21 protein-coding genes are annotated in these 21,199 nt (G+C 71.7%); 8 read left to right on the plus strand and 13 right to left on the minus strand.

Annotated elements, in window-relative coordinates; genetic code table 11:
• The first annotated feature begins 105 nt into the window (after positions 1-105).
• The 3 genes from AB0F61_RS08370 (at position 106) to AB0F61_RS08380 (ending at position 4,799) form a co-directional block, all read left to right on the plus strand.
• On the plus strand, positions 106-1,809 hold the full coding sequence (locus AB0F61_RS08370; protein WP_357805200.1) for a hypothetical protein: 1,704 nt from the start codon (positions 106-108) through the stop codon (positions 1,807-1,809).
• Between the two features lie 364 nt (positions 1,810-2,173).
• Positions 2,174-4,072 carry a DEAD/DEAH box helicase gene (locus tag AB0F61_RS08375; RefSeq protein ID WP_357805935.1) on the plus strand — a complete coding sequence of 633 codons (1,899 nt, stop codon included), beginning with the start codon at positions 2,174-2,176 and terminating at the stop codon, positions 4,070-4,072.
• A gap of 106 nt (positions 4,073-4,178) precedes the next feature.
• Positions 4,179-4,799, plus strand: coding sequence for a putative glycolipid-binding domain-containing protein (locus tag AB0F61_RS08380; RefSeq protein ID WP_357805951.1), 621 nt, complete (start codon positions 4,179-4,181; stop codon positions 4,797-4,799).
• A gap of 10 nt (positions 4,800-4,809) precedes the next feature.
• On the opposite strand, the gene AB0F61_RS08385 is transcribed toward AB0F61_RS08380, so the two are convergent.
• Genes AB0F61_RS08385 through AB0F61_RS08395 form a run of 3 tightly spaced genes read right to left on the minus strand, consistent with a single transcriptional unit; the run spans position 4,810 to position 7,273 of the window.
• Positions 4,810-5,901, minus strand: a complete 1,092-nt coding sequence (locus tag AB0F61_RS08385) for a PLP-dependent cysteine synthase family protein (RefSeq protein WP_357805203.1) — start codon at positions 5,899-5,901, stop codon at positions 4,810-4,812.
• A 32-nt stretch (positions 5,902-5,933) separates the two neighbouring features.
• Positions 5,934-6,764 (minus strand): SDR family oxidoreductase, encoded by an 831-nt coding sequence (locus AB0F61_RS08390; protein WP_357805206.1) that lies wholly within the window; start codon positions 6,762-6,764, stop codon positions 5,934-5,936.
• Between the two features lie 50 nt (positions 6,765-6,814).
• Positions 6,815-7,273: an Lrp/AsnC family transcriptional regulator gene (locus AB0F61_RS08395; RefSeq protein ID WP_357805210.1), complete on the minus strand. Its 459-nt coding sequence runs from the start codon at positions 7,271-7,273 to the stop codon at positions 6,815-6,817.
• Between the two features lie 269 nt (positions 7,274-7,542).
• Between AB0F61_RS08395 and AB0F61_RS08400 the strand changes: the two genes are divergently transcribed.
• Positions 7,543-7,809: a BldC family transcriptional regulator gene (locus AB0F61_RS08400; protein ID WP_007454516.1), complete on the plus strand. Its 267-nt coding sequence runs from the start codon at positions 7,543-7,545 to the stop codon at positions 7,807-7,809.
• A gap of 103 nt (positions 7,810-7,912) precedes the next feature.
• Here AB0F61_RS08400 and AB0F61_RS08405 read toward each other — a convergent pair whose 3' ends face one another.
• The gene (locus tag AB0F61_RS08405) at positions 7,913-8,542 is read right to left on the minus strand and encodes a UbiX family flavin prenyltransferase (RefSeq protein ID WP_357805213.1); all 630 of its coding nucleotides are present in this window, start codon (positions 8,540-8,542) and stop codon (positions 7,913-7,915) included.
• A gap of 148 nt (positions 8,543-8,690) precedes the next feature.
• Between AB0F61_RS08405 and AB0F61_RS08410 the strand changes: the two genes are divergently transcribed.
• A complete protein-coding gene (locus AB0F61_RS08410) occupies positions 8,691-9,674 on the plus strand; it encodes a terpene synthase family protein (protein ID WP_357805216.1) in 984 nt (327 codons plus the stop codon).
• Here the strand turns inward: AB0F61_RS08410 and mqnP are convergent.
• Positions 9,663-10,574 carry a menaquinone biosynthesis prenyltransferase MqnP gene (mqnP, locus tag AB0F61_RS08415; RefSeq protein WP_357805218.1) on the minus strand — a complete coding sequence of 304 codons (912 nt, stop codon included), beginning with the start codon at positions 10,572-10,574 and terminating at the stop codon, positions 9,663-9,665. The genes AB0F61_RS08410 and mqnP overlap by 12 nt on opposite strands.
• Entirely contained in the window at positions 10,574-12,034 is a 1,461-nt protein-coding gene (locus tag AB0F61_RS08420) for a menaquinone biosynthesis decarboxylase (protein WP_357805220.1), read from the minus strand. Before AB0F61_RS08420 ends, mqnP begins: the two co-directional genes overlap by 1 nt.
• Before the next feature lie 263 nt (positions 12,035-12,297).
• Between AB0F61_RS08420 and AB0F61_RS08425 the strand changes: the two genes are divergently transcribed.
• Positions 12,298-13,173: an alpha/beta hydrolase gene (locus AB0F61_RS08425; RefSeq protein WP_357805223.1), complete on the plus strand. Its 876-nt coding sequence runs from the start codon at positions 12,298-12,300 to the stop codon at positions 13,171-13,173.
• A gap of 96 nt (positions 13,174-13,269) precedes the next feature.
• Here AB0F61_RS08425 and AB0F61_RS08430 read toward each other — a convergent pair whose 3' ends face one another.
• Positions 13,270-13,824 (minus strand): carboxymuconolactone decarboxylase family protein, encoded by a 555-nt coding sequence (locus AB0F61_RS08430; protein ID WP_357805226.1) that lies wholly within the window; start codon positions 13,822-13,824, stop codon positions 13,270-13,272.
• Positions 13,825-13,906: 82 nt separating this feature from the next.
• Here AB0F61_RS08430 and AB0F61_RS08435 point away from each other — a divergent pair, with 82 nt between their 5' ends.
• Positions 13,907-14,383: a MarR family transcriptional regulator gene (locus AB0F61_RS08435; protein ID WP_357805229.1), complete on the plus strand. Its 477-nt coding sequence runs from the start codon at positions 13,907-13,909 to the stop codon at positions 14,381-14,383.
• Positions 14,384-14,787: 404 nt separating this feature from the next.
• A complete protein-coding gene (locus AB0F61_RS08440) occupies positions 14,788-15,018 on the plus strand; it encodes a hypothetical protein (RefSeq protein WP_357805233.1) in 231 nt (76 codons plus the stop codon).
• On the opposite strand, the gene AB0F61_RS08445 is transcribed toward AB0F61_RS08440, so the two are convergent.
• The 6 genes from AB0F61_RS08445 to AB0F61_RS08470 all read right to left on the minus strand — a co-directional run bounded on the left by AB0F61_RS08445 (position 15,003) and on the right by AB0F61_RS08470 (position 21,198).
• On the minus strand, positions 15,003-16,484 hold the full coding sequence (locus tag AB0F61_RS08445; protein WP_357805236.1) for an ATP-binding protein: 1,482 nt from the start codon (positions 16,482-16,484) through the stop codon (positions 15,003-15,005). The two genes, AB0F61_RS08440 and AB0F61_RS08445, sit on opposite strands and share 16 nt — an antisense overlap.
• A 68-nt stretch (positions 16,485-16,552) precedes the next feature.
• Positions 16,553-17,524 (minus strand): c-type cytochrome biogenesis protein CcsB, encoded by a 972-nt coding sequence (gene ccsB / locus AB0F61_RS08450; protein WP_357805239.1) that lies wholly within the window; start codon positions 17,522-17,524, stop codon positions 16,553-16,555.
• Positions 17,524-19,167: a cytochrome c biogenesis protein ResB gene (locus AB0F61_RS08455; RefSeq protein WP_357805242.1), complete on the minus strand. Its 1,644-nt coding sequence runs from the start codon at positions 19,165-19,167 to the stop codon at positions 17,524-17,526. Before AB0F61_RS08455 ends, ccsB begins: the two co-directional genes overlap by 1 nt.
• Positions 19,167-19,985, minus strand: coding sequence for a cytochrome c biogenesis protein CcdA (locus tag AB0F61_RS08460; RefSeq protein WP_357805244.1), 819 nt, complete (start codon positions 19,983-19,985; stop codon positions 19,167-19,169). The genes AB0F61_RS08455 and AB0F61_RS08460 overlap by 1 nt, the downstream gene beginning before the upstream one ends.
• Positions 19,985-20,551, minus strand: coding sequence for a TlpA disulfide reductase family protein (locus tag AB0F61_RS08465; protein ID WP_357805247.1), 567 nt, complete (start codon positions 20,549-20,551; stop codon positions 19,985-19,987). Before AB0F61_RS08465 ends, AB0F61_RS08460 begins: the two co-directional genes overlap by 1 nt.
• Complete coding sequence (locus AB0F61_RS08470; protein WP_357805250.1) at positions 20,551-21,198, minus strand: histidine phosphatase family protein; 648 nt, start codon at positions 21,196-21,198, stop codon at positions 20,551-20,553. Before AB0F61_RS08470 ends, AB0F61_RS08465 begins: the two co-directional genes overlap by 1 nt.
• Position 21,199 lies beyond the last annotated feature (1 nt).

Consider the following 21,199-nt stretch of genomic DNA (forward strand, 5'->3'; position numbering starts at 1 on the left):
ACCGGCTCCGGCTGTCCGCTCGGGGAGATCTGTGGCACCGTGACAACCAGGCACATCCGACCCGACGTCTCGGGTCCGGGTGCGAGCATGGCGCGGAGGGCGGAGATGGCCGAGCAGAGTGATCCGGCGGAGACTGTCGACCCTGTGGTCGACCAAGCCGACCCGTCAGGGCCGGGCACCGTCGACCCGGCGTCCACCAGCGACGCCTCCGCAGCGGCCCCTGCCGCCGGCCCGGCCACCACCGATGCCGACCCGGCGACCTCCGACACCGGCCCAGCCACCGCCGACCCGGCGACCTCCGACACCGGCCCAGCCACCGCCGACCCGACGGCCGCCGACACCGGCCCGGCTTCCGGCGGCACCGCCACCGGTGACGACGCCTCGGTCGACGCTGCTCCCGGTGGCAGCGACGTCGCAGCGGACGTTCCCGGCCCGCACGCCGGGAAGCCGGCAGCCGCCCATCCCAGCGCCGACCAGCCTGCGCCCGCGGACGATCACCCGGACCAGGCCGCCGCGCCGGTGCGCGCCCGCGCCAGCGTCGCGACCGCCGGGGCTCTGCGCAGTGACCTTCCGGCCAGCGCCCCGGTCACCGCAACCACCTACCGCGCGACCGGTGCCGCCGGCTCGACCGGTGCCGCCGGCTCTACCGGCTCAACCGGCTCGACCGGCTCAGCAGGTTCGCCCGGCTTCGCCGATGTCTCGATGCCGGTGCAGCGGACCGACTCGACCGCGCCGGCTCGGGCCAGTGCCACGGTTCGCGGCAGCAGTCGGGCCACGCCCGGTGCCCTGGGCACTCCGGACGCCCGGGGCAGCACTCCCGGCGTGTACCGGGCCGGGCCGGCACGCCCCGAGCCAGCCGACCCGGGGCACGCACCCGAGCCCGCCCAGCCGCCGGCACCGGAGCCGGAGCCGACACCCACGCCACCCGGCCCTGGGCCGACCCACCCGTCGCCAGCCGAACCGGAGCCCGCGCCAACCCCGGGGCCGTACCCGCCCGACCCGACGCCGACGCCCGGCCCCCCGCCCACGCCGCCACCCGGTCCGGTTCCGCCCGTCCCCGGTCCACCCATCCCGCCGCCATCGCCGATGCCGCCCATTCCGGGGCCGCCGGCACCGCCCATTCCGAGCCCGCCCGTGCCGCCACCCGCCCCGCCGGTGCCCGCACCGCCAGGCCCGCCCGGACCGATGCCGGCACCGCCGTTCCCGCCGCCGCCAGCGATGATCGACACGCCCGGCGTACGGGCCAGCGCGGCGGTTTCCGCACCGCCGGCCGGGTGGCCGTCCACCGCCGGAACGGCACGCCCGGCATCCGGCGACGGGCGGGCCGGGGCACCCGTCTCCGCGCCACCGGTGGTGCCCGCGCCGGCCTTGCCGAGCTGGCCGCCGTCCACCGCTGGCGCTTCCCGGAAGACCGGGAATGTCAGCGGAAACTCGCGCGGGGCCGCGTCGACGAACAAGCCGTCGATGGGCAAGCCGTCGGGAGGCCCTGCCGCCCAGGGCACGGCCGGTGCCGGCGGTGGTCGGCCCGACGGCGGCTCCGACCTGGCCGGCACCGTCTACGGCAGCGGCGAGGGGCCGGGCTTCACCACGATCGCGCTGCCCGCCAACGCGGTGGAGAATTCCGGGTCGTTGACCGGGCACATCCTGGCCCAGGGCTGGTCGGACACGCCTGCCGAACGGTCCCGGAACACCCGGGTGATGATCGTCCTGGCCGCCGCGCTGGGGCTGCTGGTGGCGATCAGCGTCATGGTCGTACTCCTCGCCGGTGACGCGCTCGACGGTCTGGTCGGCAACGTGCTCAACGGGTGAGCCGCCGAGCGGGACGATGGTGAGTCCGCCCACTACCGTCGGGCAACCGGCTGGCGGCTTCGCCGGATCGCCGTACACTTGCTGAGATCACTGACCCGGCGCGCGTGGTGTGCGCCCCTGGGCGATCTTGCGGGCGATCCGGCGGCATAGCCGCGGCAGGCCATCGCGAAGATGCGCCCCGCTCGAAAGGCTTTTGTTGACCACCTCTGCTGACCCCAGCACTGTTACGTCCGTTTCCACCGCCGCCCCGACGACCGATGCCGCCCGGGAGCAGTTCGACGCCTCCCCGAGCGAGGCTGGCACCGCGCCGGCCGGGACCGGCGCCCAGCCGGCCGAGGCCGCCGCGACGGCGACCGCCGATCCGATCAGCTTCGCCTCCCTCGGCCTGCCCGAGCCGCTGGTCCGCGCGCTGGCCCAGCAGGGCATCACCAGCCCGTTCGAGATCCAGCGGGCCACCGTTCCGGACGCGCTTGCCGGCCGTGACGTGCTGGGCCGTGGGCAGACCGGTTCGGGCAAGACGCTTGCCTTCGGTCTGCCGATGATCGCCCGGCTGGCCAACCGCAACCGGGCCCGGCCGATGCGTCCGCGCGCCCTGGTCCTGGTCCCCACGCGTGAGCTGGCCATGCAGGTCAACGACGCGCTCGTGCCACTGGGCAAGTCCGTCGGCATCTTCCTCAAGACCGCCGTCGGCGGTGTCCCGTACGACCGTCAGATCGACGCGCTGCGGCGCGGCGTGGAGATCATCGTGGCCACGCCGGGCCGGCTCGGCGACCTGATCGAGCGGGGCATCTGCCAGCTCGACGACGTCGAGGTCACGGTGCTCGACGAGGCCGACCAGATGGCGGACATGGGCTTCCTGCCCGAGGTGACCGACCTGCTGTCGAAGACGCCCGCGAACAGTCAGCGGCTGCTCTTCTCGGCCACTCTCGACGGTGACGTCGACGCGCTGGTCAAGCGGTTCATGACCGATCCGGTGACGCACTCCACGGCGCCGTCCACCGCGTCGGTGTCCACCATGGATCACCACATGCTGTTGATCCCGCCGCACGAGAAGTTCCCGGTGGCGGCCTCGATCGCCGCCCGCGACGGCCGGACGATGGTCTTCGCCCGCACCCAGCTCGGCGTGGACCGGCTGGTCGAGCAACTCGCGGCGGTCGGCGTACGCGCCGGTGGCCTGCACGGCGGCAAGACCCAGCGGATGCGTACCAAGACGTTGGCCGAGTTCCGTGAGGGCCGGATGAACGTGCTGGTCGCCACGGATGTGGCGGCTCGGGGCATCCACGTCGACGGCGTCACCCTGGTGCTGCACGTCGACCCGCCGAAGGACCCCAAGGACTACCTGCACCGCGCGGGGCGTACCGCTCGGGCGGGCGAGTCCGGCGCGGTCGCCACTCTGGTGCTGCCCAAGCAGCGCCGCACCACCCTGGCGATGATGGAGAAGGCCGGCGTCGCGCCGGCCGAGACCCGGGTGCGGGTAGGCGACGCGGCACTGGCCGAGCTGGTCGGTGCCCGCGAGCCAAGCGGCGTCCCGGTTCGCGTCGAGGCGGAGCCCCGGGGTTACGGGGACCGCTCCGGCGGCCCGCGTCGCTTCGACGACCGCTCCGGCGGCCCGCGCCGGTTCGGTGACCGCACGGGCGGCGAGCGTCGCTACGGCGACCGGCCCACCGGCGAGCGTCGCTTCGGTGACCGCCCGCAGGGTGACCGGCCCACCGGCGAGCGTCGCTTCGGCGACCGCCCGCAGGGTGACCGCCAGTACGGCGACCGCCCGCAGGGCGAGCGTCGCTTCGGCGACCGTTCCCAGGGTGACCGCCAGTACGGCGACCGCCCGCAGGGCGAGCGTCGTTACGGCGACCGGCAGCACAGCGACCGCCCTTCCGGCGAGCGCCGGTTCGGTGACCGGCCCACCGGCGAGCGGGGATTCGGTGACCGGCCGACCGGCGAGCGGCGTTACACCGATCGGGACACCCGGGGTTACAGCGACCGGCCGCAGGGCGAGCGCCGGTTCGGTGACCGGCCGCAGTTCGGCGACCGGGACGGTCGTCCGACCGGCGAGCGGCGTTTCGGCGACCGCCCGCAGGGTGACCGCCAGTACGGCGACCGCCCGACCGGTGAGCGTCGCTTCGGTGACCGCGACACTCGGGGTGGCTTCCGTCCGGAGAGCCGTGTTCGGGACGATCGTCCGCGCGACGACCGGCCCCGCGACGACCGGCCGCGCGACGACCGGCGCGGTTTCGGCGGGCGACCGCCGGCGCGTACCCACTGATCTGACCGTCCACCGAACGCCGTCGCGAAGCCCGTCCTTCGCGACGGCGTTCGCGCATGCCCTGCCGATGCCGGCGCGGTCGCGTAACGTCCGGCTCATGCCGACCATGCCGAAGTCGATCTTCTGGTCCCGGACGGACACCGCCGGCAGCGAGCAGGTGCTGCTCGACGACGGTCACGGGTTGACGGCCCGGGGCACCCTGCTCGCCGTGGACCCGATCCCCTGGACCGCCCGTTACCGGCTGACCACCGCGCCGGACTGGGCCACCACCCGGGTCGAGGTCGAGGCCGAAGGGCTGGGCTGGCTGCGCAGAGTGACGCTGGAACGGGCCGCGGACCGGTGGCGGGTGACCACCGCCGAGCAGGGCAACCTGGACGCGGCGCTGGTCGCGGCCGGTCATCCCCGGGCCGGCCTGCCGGGCACCGATGACCCGGACCGGCTGGCCGACGCGCTCGACGTCGACCTGAGCGGCTCGCCGCTGTTCAACACCCTGCCGGTCCACCGGCTCGGGTTGGCCGCCGAGCCGGCCGACGTGGCCCACCGGATCACCGTCGCGTGGGTGCTGCTGCCCGGCCTGGAGGTGGTGTCGGCCGAGCAGATCTACACCGGGCTCGGGCCGGGTCGGGTCCGCTTCGCCAGTGGCACCTTCACCGCCGACATCGATCTGGACGACAGCGGCTACGTGGTGCGCTACCCCGGCCTGGCCGAACGCATCGACCCGCGCTGACCCGGCAGGCTCAGGCGGGCCAGACCCCGTCGCTCAGGAAGCGGTCGATCGTCGCCAGGTGCGGTACCAGGTCGAGACCCTGGGCGGTCACCCAGTCGTCGGAGTAGTAGGTGTCGGCGTACCGGTCACCTGGATCGCAGATCAGGGTGACCACCGAGCCGGTCCGGCCCTCGGCGAGCATCCCGGCGATCAGGCCGAACGCGCCCCACAGGTTGGTGCCGGTGGAGCCGCCCACGCGCCGTCCGAGGAGCGCCGATCCGGCGCGCATCGCGGCAAGTGACGCCGCGTCCGGCACCTGGACCATCCGGTCCACCACCGAGGGCAGGAAGGAGGCCTCCACGGTGGGGCGGCCGATCCCCTCGATCCGGGAGCCCTTTCCGGTCCGCACCGACCAGTCGGCGGCCAGCCAGGCCGGGTAGAACGCCGAGTTCTCCGGGTCGACCACGCAGAGTTTGGTGGCGAGCCTGCGGTACCGGGCGTACCGGCCGATCGTCGCGCTTGTGCCCCCGGTGCCGGCGCCCACCACCACCCAGGTGGGGATCGGGTGCCGCTCCAACTCCAACTGCGCGTAGATCGACTCGGCGATGTTGTTGTTGCCCCGCCAGTCGGTCGCCCGCTCGGCGTAGGTGAACTGGTCCATGAAGTGCCCGCCGGAGTCCTCGGCGAGCCAGCGCGCCTCGACCACCACCGTCGCGGGGTCGTCCACCAGGTGGCACCGGCCGCCCTGGAACTCGATCTGCGCGATCTTCTCGGGCGAGGTGGAGGCGGGCATCACCGCGATGAACGGCAGGCCGAGCATCCGGGCGAAGTACGCCTCGGAGACCGCCGTGGAGCCCGACGACGCCTCGACGATCGTGGTGCGCGGCCCGATCCAGCCGTTGCAGAGCCCGTAGAGGAACAGCGAGCGGGCCAGGCGGTGCTTCAGCGAGCCGGTGGGGTGGGACGACTCGTCCTTGAGGTAGAGGTCGATCCCCCAGGCCCGGGGCAGGGGGAACGGCAGCAGGTGGGTGTCGGCCGAGCGGTTCGCGTCCGCCTCGACGGTGGCGATCGCCCCCGTCACCCAGGTCCGGCTGGCCTCGTCGCACCGGTCGAGATGAGTCACGCTCGGAAACGTAGCAAGCAGGCCAGGGCTGGTCAGCGCCGGTCCGGGGACGCGGTCCGGCGGCGTTGCCGGCGTTGGCCGGCCCGGCCGGCGGCCCGGACGAGCGGGGTGAGCGCGACGGCCACGCGGGGCAACGCGTCGAGCAGGCGCACCTGTGCTCCCCGCCAGCGGGGCAGGCTGACCACCGGGCGTGGCCGGCGGGCCAGCCGGACCGCCCGGGCGGCCACCCGCTGCGCGGTGAGCATCGACCCGGTGAACGAGGCCACCGCCCCCGGGTCGTCCAGCCGGTCGTGCAGCATCGGCGTCCAGATGCCGTCCGGGCAGAGGCAGGAGACGTGTACCCGCCGGTACCCGGCCATCCGCAGGTCGGACAGGGTGCCGAGGCTGAACGCCAGCAGGGCGTGCTTGCTTGCCGCGTACACCGTCTCGCCGGGCGCGGCGACCAGCCCGGCCAGCGAGACGACGTTGAGCACGTGGCCGTGGCCCTGCCCGCGCATGATCGCCAGCGCGGCGAGGGTGCCGTTCATGGCACCGTGGGTGTTCACGTCGAGCACCCGGCGGCGGGTCGCGCCGTCGTGCTCCCACGACGGCCCGGTGCGCAGGATGCCGGCGTTGTTGACCCAGAGGGTGAGGTCGCCCCGGCCGGCCGCGGTCGCGGCGATGCCGGCGCAGGCATCCTCGTCCCGGACGTCCAGGACGGCCGACCACCCGCCGAGCGGCGCCGCGGCGTCAGCCACCGCCCGGGCGTCGAGGTCGGTGAGCAGCACCGTCCAGCCGTCGGCGTGCAGCGCGGCGGCAATGGCGCGGCCCAGACCGCCGGCAGCACCTGTCACCACTGCCACTCGGCGTCCCTGCGGGGTCATCGGCGCACGCTACCGCCGGCCGATCCGGCGACACCAGGGGTACCCGACGGTCAGGCCGGGGGCGGGCCGACGGGCTGGGGGCGGTTCTCCCATTTGGTGGAGAGCGCGATGGCTGTGCGGGTGGAGGCGACCCCGGGGGTCCGGTTCAACCGCACGATCAACTGCTCCAACTCGGCGATCGTGCCGACCCGCGCCTTCAGCAGGAACGACTCCACCCCGGCCATGAAGTAGCAGGACTCGATCTCGGGCAGCACCCGCAGGGACTCGAGCATGTCGTCGCTGTCGGCGCCGGAGTCTTCGACGATGCCGATCAGCGCGGTGACTCCCAGCCCGATCGCCTCCGGGGCCACGTCCGCGCGGTAGCCGCGGACCACGCCGCTGCTCTCCAGCTTGCCGACCCGCTCGTGCACGGCCGGGGCCGAGAGGCCCACCTGCCGGGCCAACTCGGCGTACGACAGGCGGGCGTTGCCGCGCAGCAGGTCGACGAGGCTCAGGTCGATGGCGTCCACGGAGAGTGACCTTAGCCGGTTACGCGTAACGCGACGCCTTCAGCATCCGTTGGACCGAACAGTGAGTAACTGTTCACAAACCGACAGTCAAGGCAGGTGTTGCACCAGTACCATTTACTAACTTCCCACTCAGTGCATTTTTCGCGTTTGGCGGACACGCCAGGTCCCTGGTGCTGTAATTGCCATACGTCCCTCATGACGGCTCTGGGCTCGCACCAGCCGGGGGCAGTGTGTTCAGCCAGGGGCTTCGTCGACGCGAGGAGGGGGCTGTGGACACTGGAGATCGCCTGCTGACACCGGGTGAGGTCGCCGCGCTGTTTCGGGTGGACCCGAAGACTGTGACGAGATGGGCGGCGGCCGGCCGGATAGGAAGCATCCGGACTCCAGGCGGGCATCGCCGGTTTCGGGAATCCGAGGTGCGAGCCCTGCTTGAGGGGGAGGGCATGCTGGACGAAGTGGACGAGGTCGGTAAGCCACGCAATGTGGGACCGGCCGCATCCACGGGGCCGGGTCCGGCCAACGCCGGCATGTACTGAACTGGTGCGGACTACGCCACGCGGACCGGACGACAGTCCGGTCCGCGTACCACTTCGACCGAATCGGGTCGGGCGGCACGACGACTCGCGCTGAGCCGACAGCTCAGCCCCGGGCCGCGCCGAGCTGGCCGGACCACCTCCGGAACAGGGTGTGCGGGACGCCGAGCGCGTCCAGCACCTTGCCGGCCACGAAGTCGACCAACTGCTGGGCGCTGGCCGCCGCGCCGGCCCCGTAGAAGCCAGGGCTGGCCGGCAGCACCACCGCGCCGGCGTCGTGCAACGCGATCAGGTGCTCCAGGTGGCTGCGGGTCACCGGTGTCTCCCGGGGGACCACCACCACGGGCCGCCGTTCCTTGAGGTTGACCTCGGCGGCACGCTGCAACAGGTCCTTGGACAGCCCGATCGCGATGCCCGCGCAGGCTGCCGTACTGGCCGGGACCACTGCCATGCCGCGTACCCGGTAGGAGCCGCTGCTCGGCCCGGCGGCCAGGTCGCCGGCCGACCAGTACCGCACGTCCGCTCCGGTCAGGTCCCGGTCGAGCCACCCGGCGAGGTCCTCGGCCCAGTGCCCGTCGCGGAACGGTCGGCCGGTCTCGTCGAGCACGGTGAGCCGGGCCGCCCGGGACACGATCAGGTCCACCGACTCGCCCGCGTCGAGCAGTCCGCCGATGACGGCCGCCGCGTACGGCGTGCCGGAGGCCCCGGAGACCCCGACCACCCATGGTTCCCGCATGCCCCCAGCCTGCCTGGTCCGGCTGGTCCGCTGGTGCGCGCCCCCCGGACCCGCGTCCGACATGTCCGATGGGTGGATGGGCGTCCCGCCGACCTGACATGCTGCCGCTGGCGATTCGCACCGGACCCATCTCGCACAGGAGGCAGCGGTGACGACCGGCGAGATCCTCTGGGCGCTACGTGCCGACTGTCCGATCCCACCGCGGCTCTCACCACACGCCGACCAGGTGCAGGAGTGGCTGCTCGGCCTGCTGCCCACGCTCGACCTGCCGCTTGACGACACCTCGCTGCGCCGACTGTCCCGGGGAGCTTTCGCCAGGTACGCGGGGCGGCTCTACCCGGCGGCGACCGAAGCTGACCTGCGGGTGCTGACCGCCCTGTTCACCTGGTTCTTCCTCGTCGACGACGCCTGCGACGGGCCGGACCGGCTCGCCCCGGAGCAGATCCGGGCGCTGCGCGACGGCACGCTGGCGCTGCTGCACGACGGGCCGGGGTCACGACACCCCGGGCTGACCGGTCCGCTCCGACGACTGCTGGTGCTGGCCTGGCAGGAGCCGCACCAGCGGATGCCGGCCCGGTGGCGGCTGCGCTTCGCCAACGCGGTGGCCCGCCATCTCGACGGCACCTGGCAGGAGGCGGTCAACAAGGAGGCCGGCCGCCGACCCGGCGTCAACGAGTACGTCGAACTGCGCCGGGCGACGTCGGCGGCGGAGGTGTCGTACCCGCTTGTGGAGTTCGCCGGCGGCCGACCGTTGCCCGATCCGGTCTACCAGCACCCGCTGCTGCGCGAGATCGCCCACCTCGGCAACGACCTGCTCTCCTGGTACAACGACCTGGCATCCCTGGAGCGGGACCGGGACACCGCGGGCGGGCACAACCTGGTCCTGGCCATCGAGGGCGAGCTTGCCGTGTCGTCGGCGGAGGCGGTCGAGCGCGCGGCCGGGCGCTGGCGGGAGACGATGCGGCGCTTCGTCGCGCTGCGGGCCGGGGTGCCGTCGTTCGGCCCGGGGTTGGACGAGGCGGTCACCGACCATCTCGACGGGGTCGCGTACGCCGTCCGGGGCACCATCGACTGGACCGTGGAGAGCGCCCGCTACCCCGCCGCCGCCGTCCAGCCCGCCTCAGGGGCGTAGGTCGAGCCGGATCACCAGGTCGAGTAGGGCGAAGACGAACAGCGCGATGCCGACGAACCCGTTGGCGGTGAAGAACGCCCGGTTGACCTTGCTGAGGTCGGTCGGGGTGACCACCACGTGCTGGTAGGCGAACGCCACGGCGGTCAACGCCAGCCCGATCCACCAGAGCCAGCCGAGACCGATCAACGCGCCGAACCAGATGAACAGGGCGAAGGTCACCACGTGCGCGACTGTGGAGGCGTGCAGCGCGAAGCGCCGACCATACCGGGCGGGCACGCTGTGCACGCCGATCTCCCTGTCGATCTCGGAGTCCTGGCAGGCGTAGATCAGGTCGAAGCCACCGATCCACAACCCGACCGCGGCACCGAGCAGCCAGGCCGGCCCGGAGCCGTCCAGGGTGCCGGTGACCGCCAGCCACGCGCCGACCGGGCCGACCGCCTGGGCGATTCCGAGGATGGCGTGCGGCCAGTTGGTGAACCGCTTGGCGTAGGGGTAGACGACAAGCGGCACCACGGCGAGCGGCGCGAGCACCAGGCAGAGCGGGTTGAGCAGGGCGGCGGTGGCGAGGAAGACCACCAACGCGACCAGCGCGCCGGTCCAGGCCGTCCGCACGCTCACCGCGCCGGTCACCAGTTCCCGGCCGGCGGTACGCGGGTTCCGCGCGTCGATCCGCCGGTCCAGGATCCGGTTGGCGGCCATCGCGAACGTCCGTGCTCCGACCATCGCGACCGTGATCAGGAGCAGGTCGAGCCACCGCACGTGCCCGCCGTTGACCTGCATGGCGGTCAACGCCGACAGGTACGCGAACGGCAGCGCGAACACGGAGTGCTCGATCGTGACGAGCTTGAGGAAGGACTTGACCCGGCCCGGCTTCTCCACCGGTGCGTCGAGGACGGCCATCAGATCCCGTATTCCTTCCAGCGCTTGTCGACCAGGGCCGCGACTTCCGGGGCCATGGTCATCTCCTCCGGCCAACCGCGGGTGTAGCCCTCGGTGGGTAGCTTGCGGGTCGCGTCGACGCCCGCCTTGCCGCCCCAGAACTGCTGGTACGACGAGTGGTCGAGGTGGTCCACCGGGCCCTCGGTGAGCAGCAGGTCGCGTGCGTAGTCGACGTTGCCGAAGGCACGGAAGGCGACCTCGTTGTAGTCGTGCACGTCGCAGTCCTCGTCGACGATCACGATCAGCTTGGTGAGCGACATCAGGTGGGCGCCCCAGATCGCGTTCATCACCTTCTGCGCGTGCTTCGGGTAGCGCTTGCGGATCGAGACGATCGCGCAGTTGTGGAAGACACCGGCGGCCGGCAGGTCGTAGTCGACGATGTCCGGGATCATCAGCTTGAGCAGCGGCTGGAAGATCCGCTCGGTGGCCTTGCCGAGGCCGTGGTCCTCCTGCGGCGGCTTCGAGGTGATGATCGAGTGGTAGACCGGCTTGCGCTGCATGGTCATCGCCTCGATGTGCAGCACCGGGAACGGCTCGACCGGGGTGTAGTAGCCGGTGTGGTCGCCGAACGGGCCCTCGGGCAGCCGCTCACCGGGCTCCAGGTAGCCCTCCAGGACGATCTGCGCGTGCGCCGGCACCTGCAACGGCACGGTGAGGCAGTCGACCATCTCCACCCGTTCGCCGCGCAGGAACCCGGCGAACAGGTATTCGTCGATGTCGCCGGGCAGTGGGGCGCTTGCCGCGTACGAGACGACCGGGTCGCAGCCGATCGCGATCGCGACCGGTAGGCGCTGCCCGAGTCGCTCGGCGACCGCGTGGTGGGCTGTCGAGTCCTTGTGGATCTGCCAGTGCATGCCCAGGGTGTTGCGGCCGTGCTGCTGGAGTCGGTACAGGCCCAGGTTGCGCTTGCCGGTCTCCGGGTGCTTGGTGTGGGTCAGCCCGTAGTTGTGGAAGATCCCGCCGTCACCGGGCCAGACCTGGAGCCCTGGCAGCCGGTTCAGGTCGACGTCCTCACCCCGGTAGACGACTTCCTGGCAGGGCGCGGTCTTCACCTTGCGCGGCGGCACCGACTTGAGCTGCATGACCTTGCCGAGGCCCTCCCGGATGCCGGACCAGCCGACCGGCAGCTCCGGCTTGACCAGCGCCCCGATCCGGGCGCCGATCTCGTCAAGTGACTCGACGCCGAGCGCCATCGCCATCCGCTTCTCGGTGCCGAACAGGTTGATCGCCAACGGCATCTCGCCCCGGGTCGGGCGCTCGAAGAGCAGCGCCGGACCGCCGGCCCGCACCGTGCGGGTGACCACCTCGCTGATCTCCAGGGTGGGGTCGACCGGGACGTCGACCCGGCGCAGCTCCCCCGCGCGCTCAAGCGCCGCGAGGAAGTCCTTGAGATCGGTGTACGGGAAGCCACGAGCCGCCATGCCGCCCAGTCTCCCGCACCGGCTCCCGGGCGACCCAGGCCGGGTGCTGTGACGCTCGCGATCTGCGGCCGGTGGCGGGCCGCGAGGTCTAGATCGACTCGGTTTCCAGGGAGTCGCGGTGTCCTGCGGCCTGGAACAGCGCGGTTTCCTGTAAACCGAGTGGATCAACCGGCAGGACCGAACCTCGCGGGCATGGCGGGCGGTTGAGCGGGTAGCCGGGCAGCCGGCAGAGGGCGCGGGGCGGACGGCGGACGGGGGCGGCGATGGGCGCGGAGCGTGTTCCGGCGGGGTTCACCGAGCAGCGGGCGCGGGTCGGCCAGATCACCACGAACTACGTCCGGGGCGGCAGCGGTCCGCCACTGGTGCTGCTGCACGGGTACCCGCAGTGCTGGTACATGTGGCGGCACCTGCTGCCCGAGTTGGGGCGCTCGTTCGACGTGGTCGCGCCCGACCTGCGCGGCTTCGGGGCCAGCGACGCCCCGGCCGGTGGGTACGACAAGAAGACCGTCGCCGCCGACCTGCACGGCCTGCTCGACCAACTCGGCCTGACACGTGACCTCCGACTGGTCGGGCACGACCTGGGGACGATGGTGGCGTACGCGTACACGGCCGCCCATCCGCAGCGGGTGAGTCGGCTGGTGCTCACTGAGGCGCCGATCCCCGACGAGAGCATCTACACGTTCCCCGCGCTCACCCCGGCCGGCCCGGGGGTGTGGAACTTCGGCTTCTTCTCGATCGGCAACGGGCTCCCGGAGGCGTTGGTCAGCGGGCGGGAGTCACTCTGGGTGGATCGGTTCACCGACGCGCTGATGGTGCGCAAGGGCAGCATCGCCGCGCCCGACATCGAGGAGTTCGCAGGTCACCTGCGCGACCCGGCGCACCTGCGGGCCAGCTTCGCCTACTTCCAGGCGTTCGACCGGGACAGCGCGGACAACGCGGCGTACCGGGCGACCAGGCTGACGATGCCGGTGCTGGCGGTCGGCGCAGCGGCAAGCCTCGGTGGGCAAATCGCCGAGCAGGTCCGCCGGTACGCCGACACGGTCCGCGGCGAGGTGATCGAGGACTGCGGGCACTGGCTGTACGAGGAGCGCCCGGACGAGATGCTCGCCCTGCTGCGCGACTTCCTCGGAGCGGCCTGAGCACCCACCCGCCGTCTCCCGTCGCCGCTGGCAGCCCGTTCGCCGGCTCGCGGCCGTGGACGTCCTGGTCGTCAACGAGGCCGCACCCGTTCACGGTCAGGCTGCGGGCGTCCAGGCGTAGGCGGCCAGGGGCGGGTCGAGCGGGGCGCGGGTGAGTCGGTTGGCAACTGTCGACATGGTGTACGCGCCGATGCCGAGCACCACGTCCAGCGCGTGCCGGGGCTGGTAGCCGGCGGCCAGGAAGTCGTCAAGCCCGGCGTCGGGCACCGCGCCCCGGTGCGCCAGCACGGCCAGCGTGAACCGGCGTAGGGCCTCCAACCGTGGCTCCGGCAGCGCGGTGCCGGCGCGCAGCGCGGTGACCAGCTCGGGGCTCGCATCGAGTCGGGCAAGGGTGCCGGTGTGCAGAGCGACGGTGACGGGGCATTCATTGGTGGTGGCGACGACGAACGCGACCACCTCCCGCTCCAGCGGCGCGAGGTCGGTCTGCTCGAAGCCTGTGTTGGCGGCGAGGAAGCCGGCGAGCAGTTCGGGCGACTCGGCCAGGAGCGCCACCGGTGTGGGCAGCCAGCCGAACCGGTGACCGATCCCCTCGATGGTCGCGCGGGCGGCGGCGGGCGCGGTCTCGACTGTGTGCGTGGTGAAGACGGACACGGTTACCTACTTTCCAGAGTTCGGGCGAGGCACGCTACGATAGTCAACGTGGTTGACGAAATAGTAAACGTGGTTGTCGAACATGGCAACCACTGACCCCGCCCGGCCCGGCTTCGCGCTGCCACTGCTGCTGCTCGCCGGTTTCCGGACGCTTATCGACGACCTACACGCCGAGCTGGCCCGGGAGGGGCACCCCGAACTGCGACCGCTGCACGGGTTCGTGCTCCAGGCCGTCGGCGCGGACGGCACCACCGCAACCGAGCTGGGCCAACGGCTGGGCATCTCCAAACAGGCCGCCGGCAAGACGGTCGACCGGCTGGTCGCCGTCGGCTACCTGGAGCGGGCCGACGATCCCTCCGACGCCCGACGCCGGCTGGTCCGGGTGACACCGCGCGGTGCCGACGGGCTACGCCGCTCGGCCGAGATCTTCGATCGGCTGCGCGAGCGGTGGGCCGACACTCTCGGCCCGGGCCGGGTCGACGCCATGGAAGACGACCTGCGCACGATGGCCTCGGCCAACTGGTTCCGGCTGGACGTGCCCGGCTGGTTCGGCGGCTGAACCGCTGGCACGGCCACCCCGCCGCGCGGAACGACACGGCCACGCGGAACGGCACGGCCGCGCGGAACGAAACGGCCACGCGGAACGAGACCGCCGCGCGGAACGGAACGGCCACGCGGAACGGAACGACCGCGCGGAACAGCACGGCCACGCGGAACGGCAAGATCCACTCGGGTTTCAGGAAGTTGGTGCCTCTGGCCCGTGGGAAACCGCGACTTCACGGAAACCGAGTGGATCAACGGGCGACCGGACGAGCGACACCGCGACTTCCCGGGAAGCCGAGTGGATCAACGACCGGCCGGGCGCGAGACACCGCGACACTGCCGGCCAGGGCCGGGTCAAGCCCGGCTGACACATCTCACCCTTTGTGGCGGCTCGGCGGGATGCGGGGGCAGGGTGGACCCATGTCGGACGCCTTCGTCGTCGGCGACCCGGACGGGTTGTCCCCCCTGCTGGTCGCGATTCGCGACGCCATCGCCCGGGAGCTGCACGCCCAACTGGCGCTGCGCGGCGAACGGATCGAGCTGGCCGACCTGCCGGAGGTGTCGTACCAGGTCACGCTGCGCGTGGATGAGACCCTGCGCAGCACCCGACATCCTCCCCAGCGATTCCGACGCTCTCAGTCGCCCGAATAGAGCCGCAACGGATCGACGAGGACGACATCGGGACGCTGACTGGCCTCGTGCCGCAGTTCGTCGGTGAACCCCGCAGCACTCGCGAGCAGCAACCGGCTGTCCCGCACGTCCAGGCCAGGACGCGCGGTGAGCAGGTCACGTGCGCGGCCCAGTCGTTCCAACTCGGGCCGACCCAGCGTGCGACCCCACTTGACCTCTCCGATGGCGAGCAGCGGCCGAGGGCCGTCGCCGAACGGCGGCTCGCCGAACGCCACCAGGTCGAGTTCCAGGCTGGTACGGGTGGCGGGATCGGTGAGGACGGCCGCGCTGGCGTCCGCGACGACACCACCGAACGTCTCCGGCGTGGCGAAGCGCAGAGCCCACTGCCGGACGATCTCCTCGAACGCTGGCCCCAGCACCGCGCTCGAGTACCGGCGGCTGGAACGCCTCCAGACGTCCGAGCCACGCCGTTGCTCCAAGGCCGTCCAGGAGGGCCGCATGACAGCCTGATAGAAGGTGATCAGGGGTTCGGCGATGCGGTAACGGCTGCGCCCACTGCGGAGCGGATCGGGCTCGCGGATGAGGAGACCGGCATCCTCAAGGACGGTGAGCGGATGCTGGAGGTCGGTGGCCTTCCGTCCGATGTACCCGGCGATCCCGCCTCGGGTGCCGTTGCCTTCGGCGACCGCGGACAGCACGGAATGGTAGAGAGCGGTGTCCCGCAGGTCGGGATCCTCGGCAAGCAGATAGCGAGCCTCGCGGAACAACGGGCGGGCCGGATTCAGGACGGCGCGTACGACCCAGTCGTCGAAATCGTCTGGTCCGTCGGGCACATCGTCCTGGACGTACTCCCGCCGGTAGGCCGGTGTGCCCCCGACGATGGCGAACACGCGGGCAGCGAGTGAAGGATCATCGATCCCCCAGAACGTCCTCGCGGCCCGATAGTCCAGCGGTGGCACGGGCAGTTCCAGCCCTGCCCGTCCGCGCAGCGGGGCCGAACCGGCGAGCAGGCCACCCATGAACGACAGTGCCGAACCGCACAGCAGCAGGCGCGTACGGGATTCGGTGCGCTCGATCCGGCCCGGCGTGAGGGCGTGCTGAATGATCGACGGAAGATCCCGACTGGATCGGGCAAGATAGGGGAACTCGTCAATCACCACGGTGACCGGGCGGCGCTGGCCCAGCGCAAGCAGTGCGTCGATCGCGCCCGACCAGTCGTCCAGGCGAAGCGGACCAGGCGCGTCGGTGTGCCGGCCAAGAGCCTCTCCGAGTCGACGCAGCGACTCCACCGGGGTCGCCTCGGTCGCCCCGAAGTAGAAACCGTCGGTGGCGCGCGCCAACTCGTACAACAGCAGGGTCTTGCCCTGCCTGCGACGGCCGCTGACCACGCCCAGCGTCGCACCTGGGCGGTCGTCCGTGGCAAACCGGACCAGCTCCGCCCATTCGACGTCCCGGTCGAAAATCTCCGCTGGTTTGGAGAGCTTCACTGCCACATCCCCGCAGAATATAGAACTACGCTTCTAAGAAGTGTAGTTCTATATTCTGCAACTGTGGTTCAGTCCAGCCCGCCGTACGAGTGCAGGCCGGTGAAGAAGATGTTCACGCCGAACAGGTTCATCAGCATGGTGAGGAAGCCCAGCACCGCCAGCCAGGTAGCCACGTTGCGCCTGACGCTGGGCGTGGCCCGGGCGTGCAGGTAACCGGCGTACACGACCCAGGAGATGAAGGCCCAGGTCTCCTTCGGGTCCCAGCCCCACGGCCGACCCCACGCCGCCTCGGCCCAGATGGCCCCGGCGATCACCGCGAAGGTGAAGATCGGGAAGGCGAAGGCGTGCAGCGCGAAGGTCAGCCGCTCCAGGCCCACCGCGCCGGGCAGGCGCTTGGCCAGGGTGTACGGGAAGCTCCGCTTGCCCTTCTCGTACCCGTTGCGCATCAGGAAGCCGACCGCCGGCACCACACCGAGCAGGAAGATGCCGGACGCGAAGACGATTGTCGAGACGTGGATGACGAACCAGTACGAGTTCAGGGCCGGCACCAGCGGCACGATCGGCACGTACAACACCAGCTCGGCGGTGGCGACCAGCAGCACCATCACCAGGGTCAGGAACAGCCCGAGTTTGCGCAGCGTCGGCCGCTTCCAGAGCACCACCAGCCAGGCGGCGACACCGATGAACGTCACCGTGAGCACGAACTCGTACATGTTGCCCCACGGCATCCGGTCCGCGGCGAGGCCGCGCGTGACAAGCGCCGCCAGGTGCAGCACGGCGGCGACCGCGGTGCCACCCACCCCGACCAGGCCCGCGAGCCGGGCACGCCGGGCGGAGCGGTCGGGGGCAGCCGGCGCCGGAACCTTCACGGGCGGCATCGCGACGGGACCGCCGCCGGCACCCACCAGCTCGCGGACCGGAGCCGCGGCGGCGATCCGGGTACGCGCGTTGCCCAGCGCGTACTCCACGGCGTGGCCGATCATCGCGACCAGGTACGCGAGGATCGCGAAGGTCACCAGATTGTCGGAGAGTGCGGACATCACTCGGCTCCTTCTCGCACGCCGGCCCGGTCAGTGTCAGTGGCGTCAGCTTCGGGCTGTCCGGCACCGTTGACCGCGGCGACGAGCTGGGTGAACTCGTCGGCGAACCCTGGGTAGTCGGTACGCGGCAACCCACCGACCTCCATCAAGCTACTACCGCTCGTCGGAGATTCTTCCCCGGGGTCACCCGGCACCACCCGGAAGAACACCCGGCGACGCCGACCGAACAGCGAGCCCATCAACCCGACAAGCAGAACACCGCAGCTGATCAGCAGCGGAGTGGCGCCGGGATCGTGCCGGACGGAGAGGGTGACGTACCGCTTGGTGTCCAGGAACTCGACAGTCGAGCCGTCGTCCAACGTCCAGGTCTCGCCCTTGCGGAGCAGTTTGGTGCCGACCTCCTTGACCTTGCCGGTCCGCACCTGCCGCTGGTCGAGTTGGTAGATCGAGCCGGGGATGCCGGCGTCCCGGCCGAGGTTGCCCCGGTAGGCGACCAGGTTCAGCGCCGGGTTGCGCTCGGCCGGGTACTGGGAGCGCACGAACGGCCCCTGCTCGGGTGCCGTGGGCAGGTAGATGCCGGTGAACGCCATCTGCTGATCGGGTGCGCGCTGCCCGGTGGCCGGGTCGACGTTCGCGTCCGGGAAGGCCGCCAGCCCTTCGCTGGTCAGACCCATGTCACCGGTGGTGAGGAACGGGTCGTCGCTGAGCTGGCTGTTGCCGAACCGGTCGGTGTAGCGGATCACCGGGGCGTACCCGTGGCCGAGCAGGTAGACGCTCGCGTCCTTCAACCGCAGCGGCGAGTTCACCGAGAAGTTGGCGCTGCGGGTGGGCTCGTCCGGGCCGTCGACGGTGACCGTGGCGTTGAAGAACTCCGGCTGGCCGGACGGCAGGAACCGGGCCTGGAAGTCGTCCAACCGCAGGCAGAAGCGGGGCAGGTCGGCGCTGTCCACCCGGGGGCCGAGCTTGGCCTCGGCGAACTGCTGGCGGGTGTTGCAGAACGTGTTGTCCGCGCCGGCCACCAGCAGTCGGTTGCCGCTCCAGCCGTACCACGAGCCGAGCCCGACGCCGATCAACACCGCGATCAGCGACATGTGGAACAGCAGGTTGCCGGTCTCCTTGAGGTAGCCCTTCTCGGCGGAGACCTCGTTGCCGCGCACCTGCACCCGCCAGCGGCGCTTGCGCAGCACCTCGGCGATGGCCGTGGTGCCACCGGCAGGCGCGGGCAGCACGGTGTGCTGCGGCAGCCGTGCCATCCGCTTCGGCGCGGCCGGCGGCCGGGCGCGCAACGCCCGGACGTGGTCGCGCAACCGGGGCGTGATGCAGCCGATCAGGGAGGTGAACAGCAGCAGGTAGATCGCGGAGAACCAGACCGAGCCGAAGACCTCGAACGCGCCGATCCGGTCCAGCCGGGGTGCCCAGTCCGGGTGGTCGACGAAGTACTGGTTCACCTTCTCCGGGCTGATCCCGCGCTGCGGCAGCACCGAGCCGGGGATCGCCGCGACCGCGAGCAGGAAGAGCAGGATCAGCGCCGTACGCATGCTGGTGAGCTGCCGCCACGAGTTGCGCAGCAGGGCCAACAGCCGGTTGGGTCGCCGCCGTGGCGCCGGGGCCACGGTCTCCGGTCGGTCGTCGACGACAGTCATCAGATGCTCACCTCGCCCACCCCGACGGTGGTCTGCAACCAGATCACGAAGCTCTGCCATCCGCCGGTGACAAGCGCCAGGCCGATCAGGATGAGCAGGGCGCCGCCGACCCGGGTGACCCAGCGGCTGTTGCGCCGGACGGCGCGGAAGACCCCGAGCAGGCGTTCGAAGCCCAACCCGAAGACGACGAACGGTATCCCCAACCCGAGGCAGTACGCCACGGCGAGCACCATGGCGCGGTCGGTCTGACCGCTGGTGGCGGCCATGCCCATCACGGCGCCGAGCGTCGGGCCGGTGCACGGCACCCAACTCAGTGCGAAGACCGCCCCGAAGACCGGTGCGCCGAGCAGCCCGGCCGACGGCAACCGGGAGATCCGGAACTCCCGTTGCAGGGCCGGGATCATCCCGAGGTAGCTCAACCCAGCCACGATGATCAGCACGCCGACGCCGATCTGCAACTCGCGCTTGTAGTCGAAGAACACCCGGCCGATGCTGGCGAAGAGGATCGCGGAGGCCACGAAGACGACTGTGAAACCGCCGATGAAGAGCAGCGTCCCGGCGAAAACCCGGCCCTTGACCGCGCCGACCCGCGCGACCCGCTCCTTGACCGCGACACCCCCGGTGGCAGGTGCGGGATCGACCGCCGGCCGGCGGCCCTCCAGGTCGGCGCCGGCCAGACCTGTGACGTACGACAGGTAGCCGGGGACGAGTGGGAGCACGCACGGGGAGAGGAAGCTGACCAGGCCGGCGAGCGCCGCCGCGCCGATGGCGAGCAGCAGCGGCCCGCTGAAGGCCAACTCCTTGAAGGTCTCGCCCATCAGCCCGACGCCGGCTTCTCGGCCGCGATCCGCTCGACGATGGGCCTGAGCTCGTCCGTCGTCACGGCGCGACGGATCACCACGGCGATCCGGCCGTCGCGGTCGAGGACCACTGTCGCCGGCGTGGCGTTGGGCGGGATGTCGAAGTTCAGCGCCTGGCTGCTGGACGGGTCGAAGATGCTCGGGTAGGTGGCCCGCCCCTGCTCGAAGGCGATCGCCTTGTCCTTGTCGTCCTGCACGTTGACCCCCAGGAAGGTCACCCCGGACGCCTTGGTGGCCTGGTAGGTGGTCTCCAGGTCGTCGGCCTCCGCGCGGCAGGGCGCGCACCAGGAACCCCAGAAGTTGACGACCACGACCTGGCCGCGTGCCTGGGAGACGTCGTACCGGCCGCCGGTGAGTAGTTCGCCGATCACCTTGGGGGTCTTCGACCGCTGGTCCGGCGCACAGGTGACCGTGAGGCCGTCGCTGGCGCAGCGCTTCTCGCCGCCGCCCCCGGAGGAGCAGCCGGCCAGCGCCACCGTGGCGACGACGGCGAGCAGACCCGCGGTCCACCTCCGGGCGGTCATCAGGCCCCCTTGGCCGTCCGGGCGGTCGCGGAGAGAGCGATCAGGTGCGCGGCCGGCTCGCTGTAGCCGATGCCCGCCACCTTCGCGCCGTCGAAGTGGAACGAGGTGAGACTCGCCAGCCCGCACTGCCGCTTGCGCGGGTCGTGCCAGAGCCGCTTGCGTTCGACGTAGCGGCGCAGCGTCCAGATCGGGAGCTGGTGCGAGACGAGCACCGCCTCGCGTCCCTCGGCGGCGACCCGGGCGGCGTGCACGGCGGCGAACATCCGCTCGGCGATCACCCGGTACGCCTCACCCCAGGACGGGGTCACCGGGTCGCGCAGCACCCACCAGTTACGCGGGTCGCGGAACGACCCGTCCCCCGGGGACACCTTCTTGCCCTCGAACCAGTTGGCGCTCTCGATCAGCCGCTCGTCCACGCCGACCGGCAGCCCGAACTGGGCGGCGATCGGCTCGGCGGTCTGCTGGGCGCGCTCCAGCGGGCTGGCCACCACGTGCACGATCTCCCGCTCGGCCAGGCCCTGCGCGGCGGCCTTGGCCATCTGCACACCCAGCTCGGAGAGGCGGAAACCGGGCAGGCGACCGTAGAGGATCTGGTCAGGGTTGTGCACCTCGCCGTGCCGGAGCACGTGGACCACCGTCTTGCTCACC

Origin of the sequence: Micromonospora sp. NPDC023888 (genome assembly GCF_040639415.1) — a bacterium.
GTDB lineage: Bacteria > Actinomycetota > Actinomycetes > Mycobacteriales > Micromonosporaceae > Micromonospora.

Bases quoted from the DNA above. Each gene is read 5' to 3' on its own strand.
- AB0F61_RS08370 (WP_357805200.1), top strand. From the start codon at position 106: ATGGCCGAGCAGAGTGATCCGGCGGAGACTGTCGACCCTGTGGTCGAC.
- AB0F61_RS08380 (WP_357805951.1), top strand. From the start codon at position 4,179: ATGCCGAAGTCGATCTTCTGGTCCCGGACGGACACCGCCGGCAGCGAG.
- AB0F61_RS08390 (WP_357805206.1), bottom strand. From the start codon at position 6,764: ATGACCCCGCAGGGACGCCGAGTGGCAGTGGTGACAGGTGCTGCCGGC.
- AB0F61_RS08405 (WP_357805213.1), bottom strand. From the start codon at position 8,542: ATGCGGGAACCATGGGTGGTCGGGGTCTCCGGGGCCTCCGGCACGCCG.
- mqnP (WP_357805218.1), bottom strand. From the start codon at position 10,574: ATGGCCGTCCTCGACGCACCGGTGGAGAAGCCGGGCCGGGTCAAGTCC.
- AB0F61_RS08420 (WP_357805220.1), bottom strand. From the start codon at position 12,034: ATGGCGGCTCGTGGCTTCCCGTACACCGATCTCAAGGACTTCCTCGCG.
- AB0F61_RS08425 (WP_357805223.1), top strand. From the start codon at position 12,298: ATGGGCGCGGAGCGTGTTCCGGCGGGGTTCACCGAGCAGCGGGCGCGG.
- AB0F61_RS08435 (WP_357805229.1), top strand. From the start codon at position 13,907: ATGGCAACCACTGACCCCGCCCGGCCCGGCTTCGCGCTGCCACTGCTG.
- AB0F61_RS08440 (WP_357805233.1), top strand. From the start codon at position 14,788: ATGTCGGACGCCTTCGTCGTCGGCGACCCGGACGGGTTGTCCCCCCTG.
- ccsB (WP_357805239.1), bottom strand. From the start codon at position 17,524: ATGTCCGCACTCTCCGACAATCTGGTGACCTTCGCGATCCTCGCGTAC.
- AB0F61_RS08455 (WP_357805242.1), bottom strand. From the start codon at position 19,167: ATGACTGTCGTCGACGACCGACCGGAGACCGTGGCCCCGGCGCCACGG.
- AB0F61_RS08460 (WP_357805244.1), bottom strand. From the start codon at position 19,985: ATGGGCGAGACCTTCAAGGAGTTGGCCTTCAGCGGGCCGCTGCTGCTC.
- AB0F61_RS08465 (WP_357805247.1), bottom strand. From the start codon at position 20,551: ATGACCGCCCGGAGGTGGACCGCGGGTCTGCTCGCCGTCGTCGCCACG.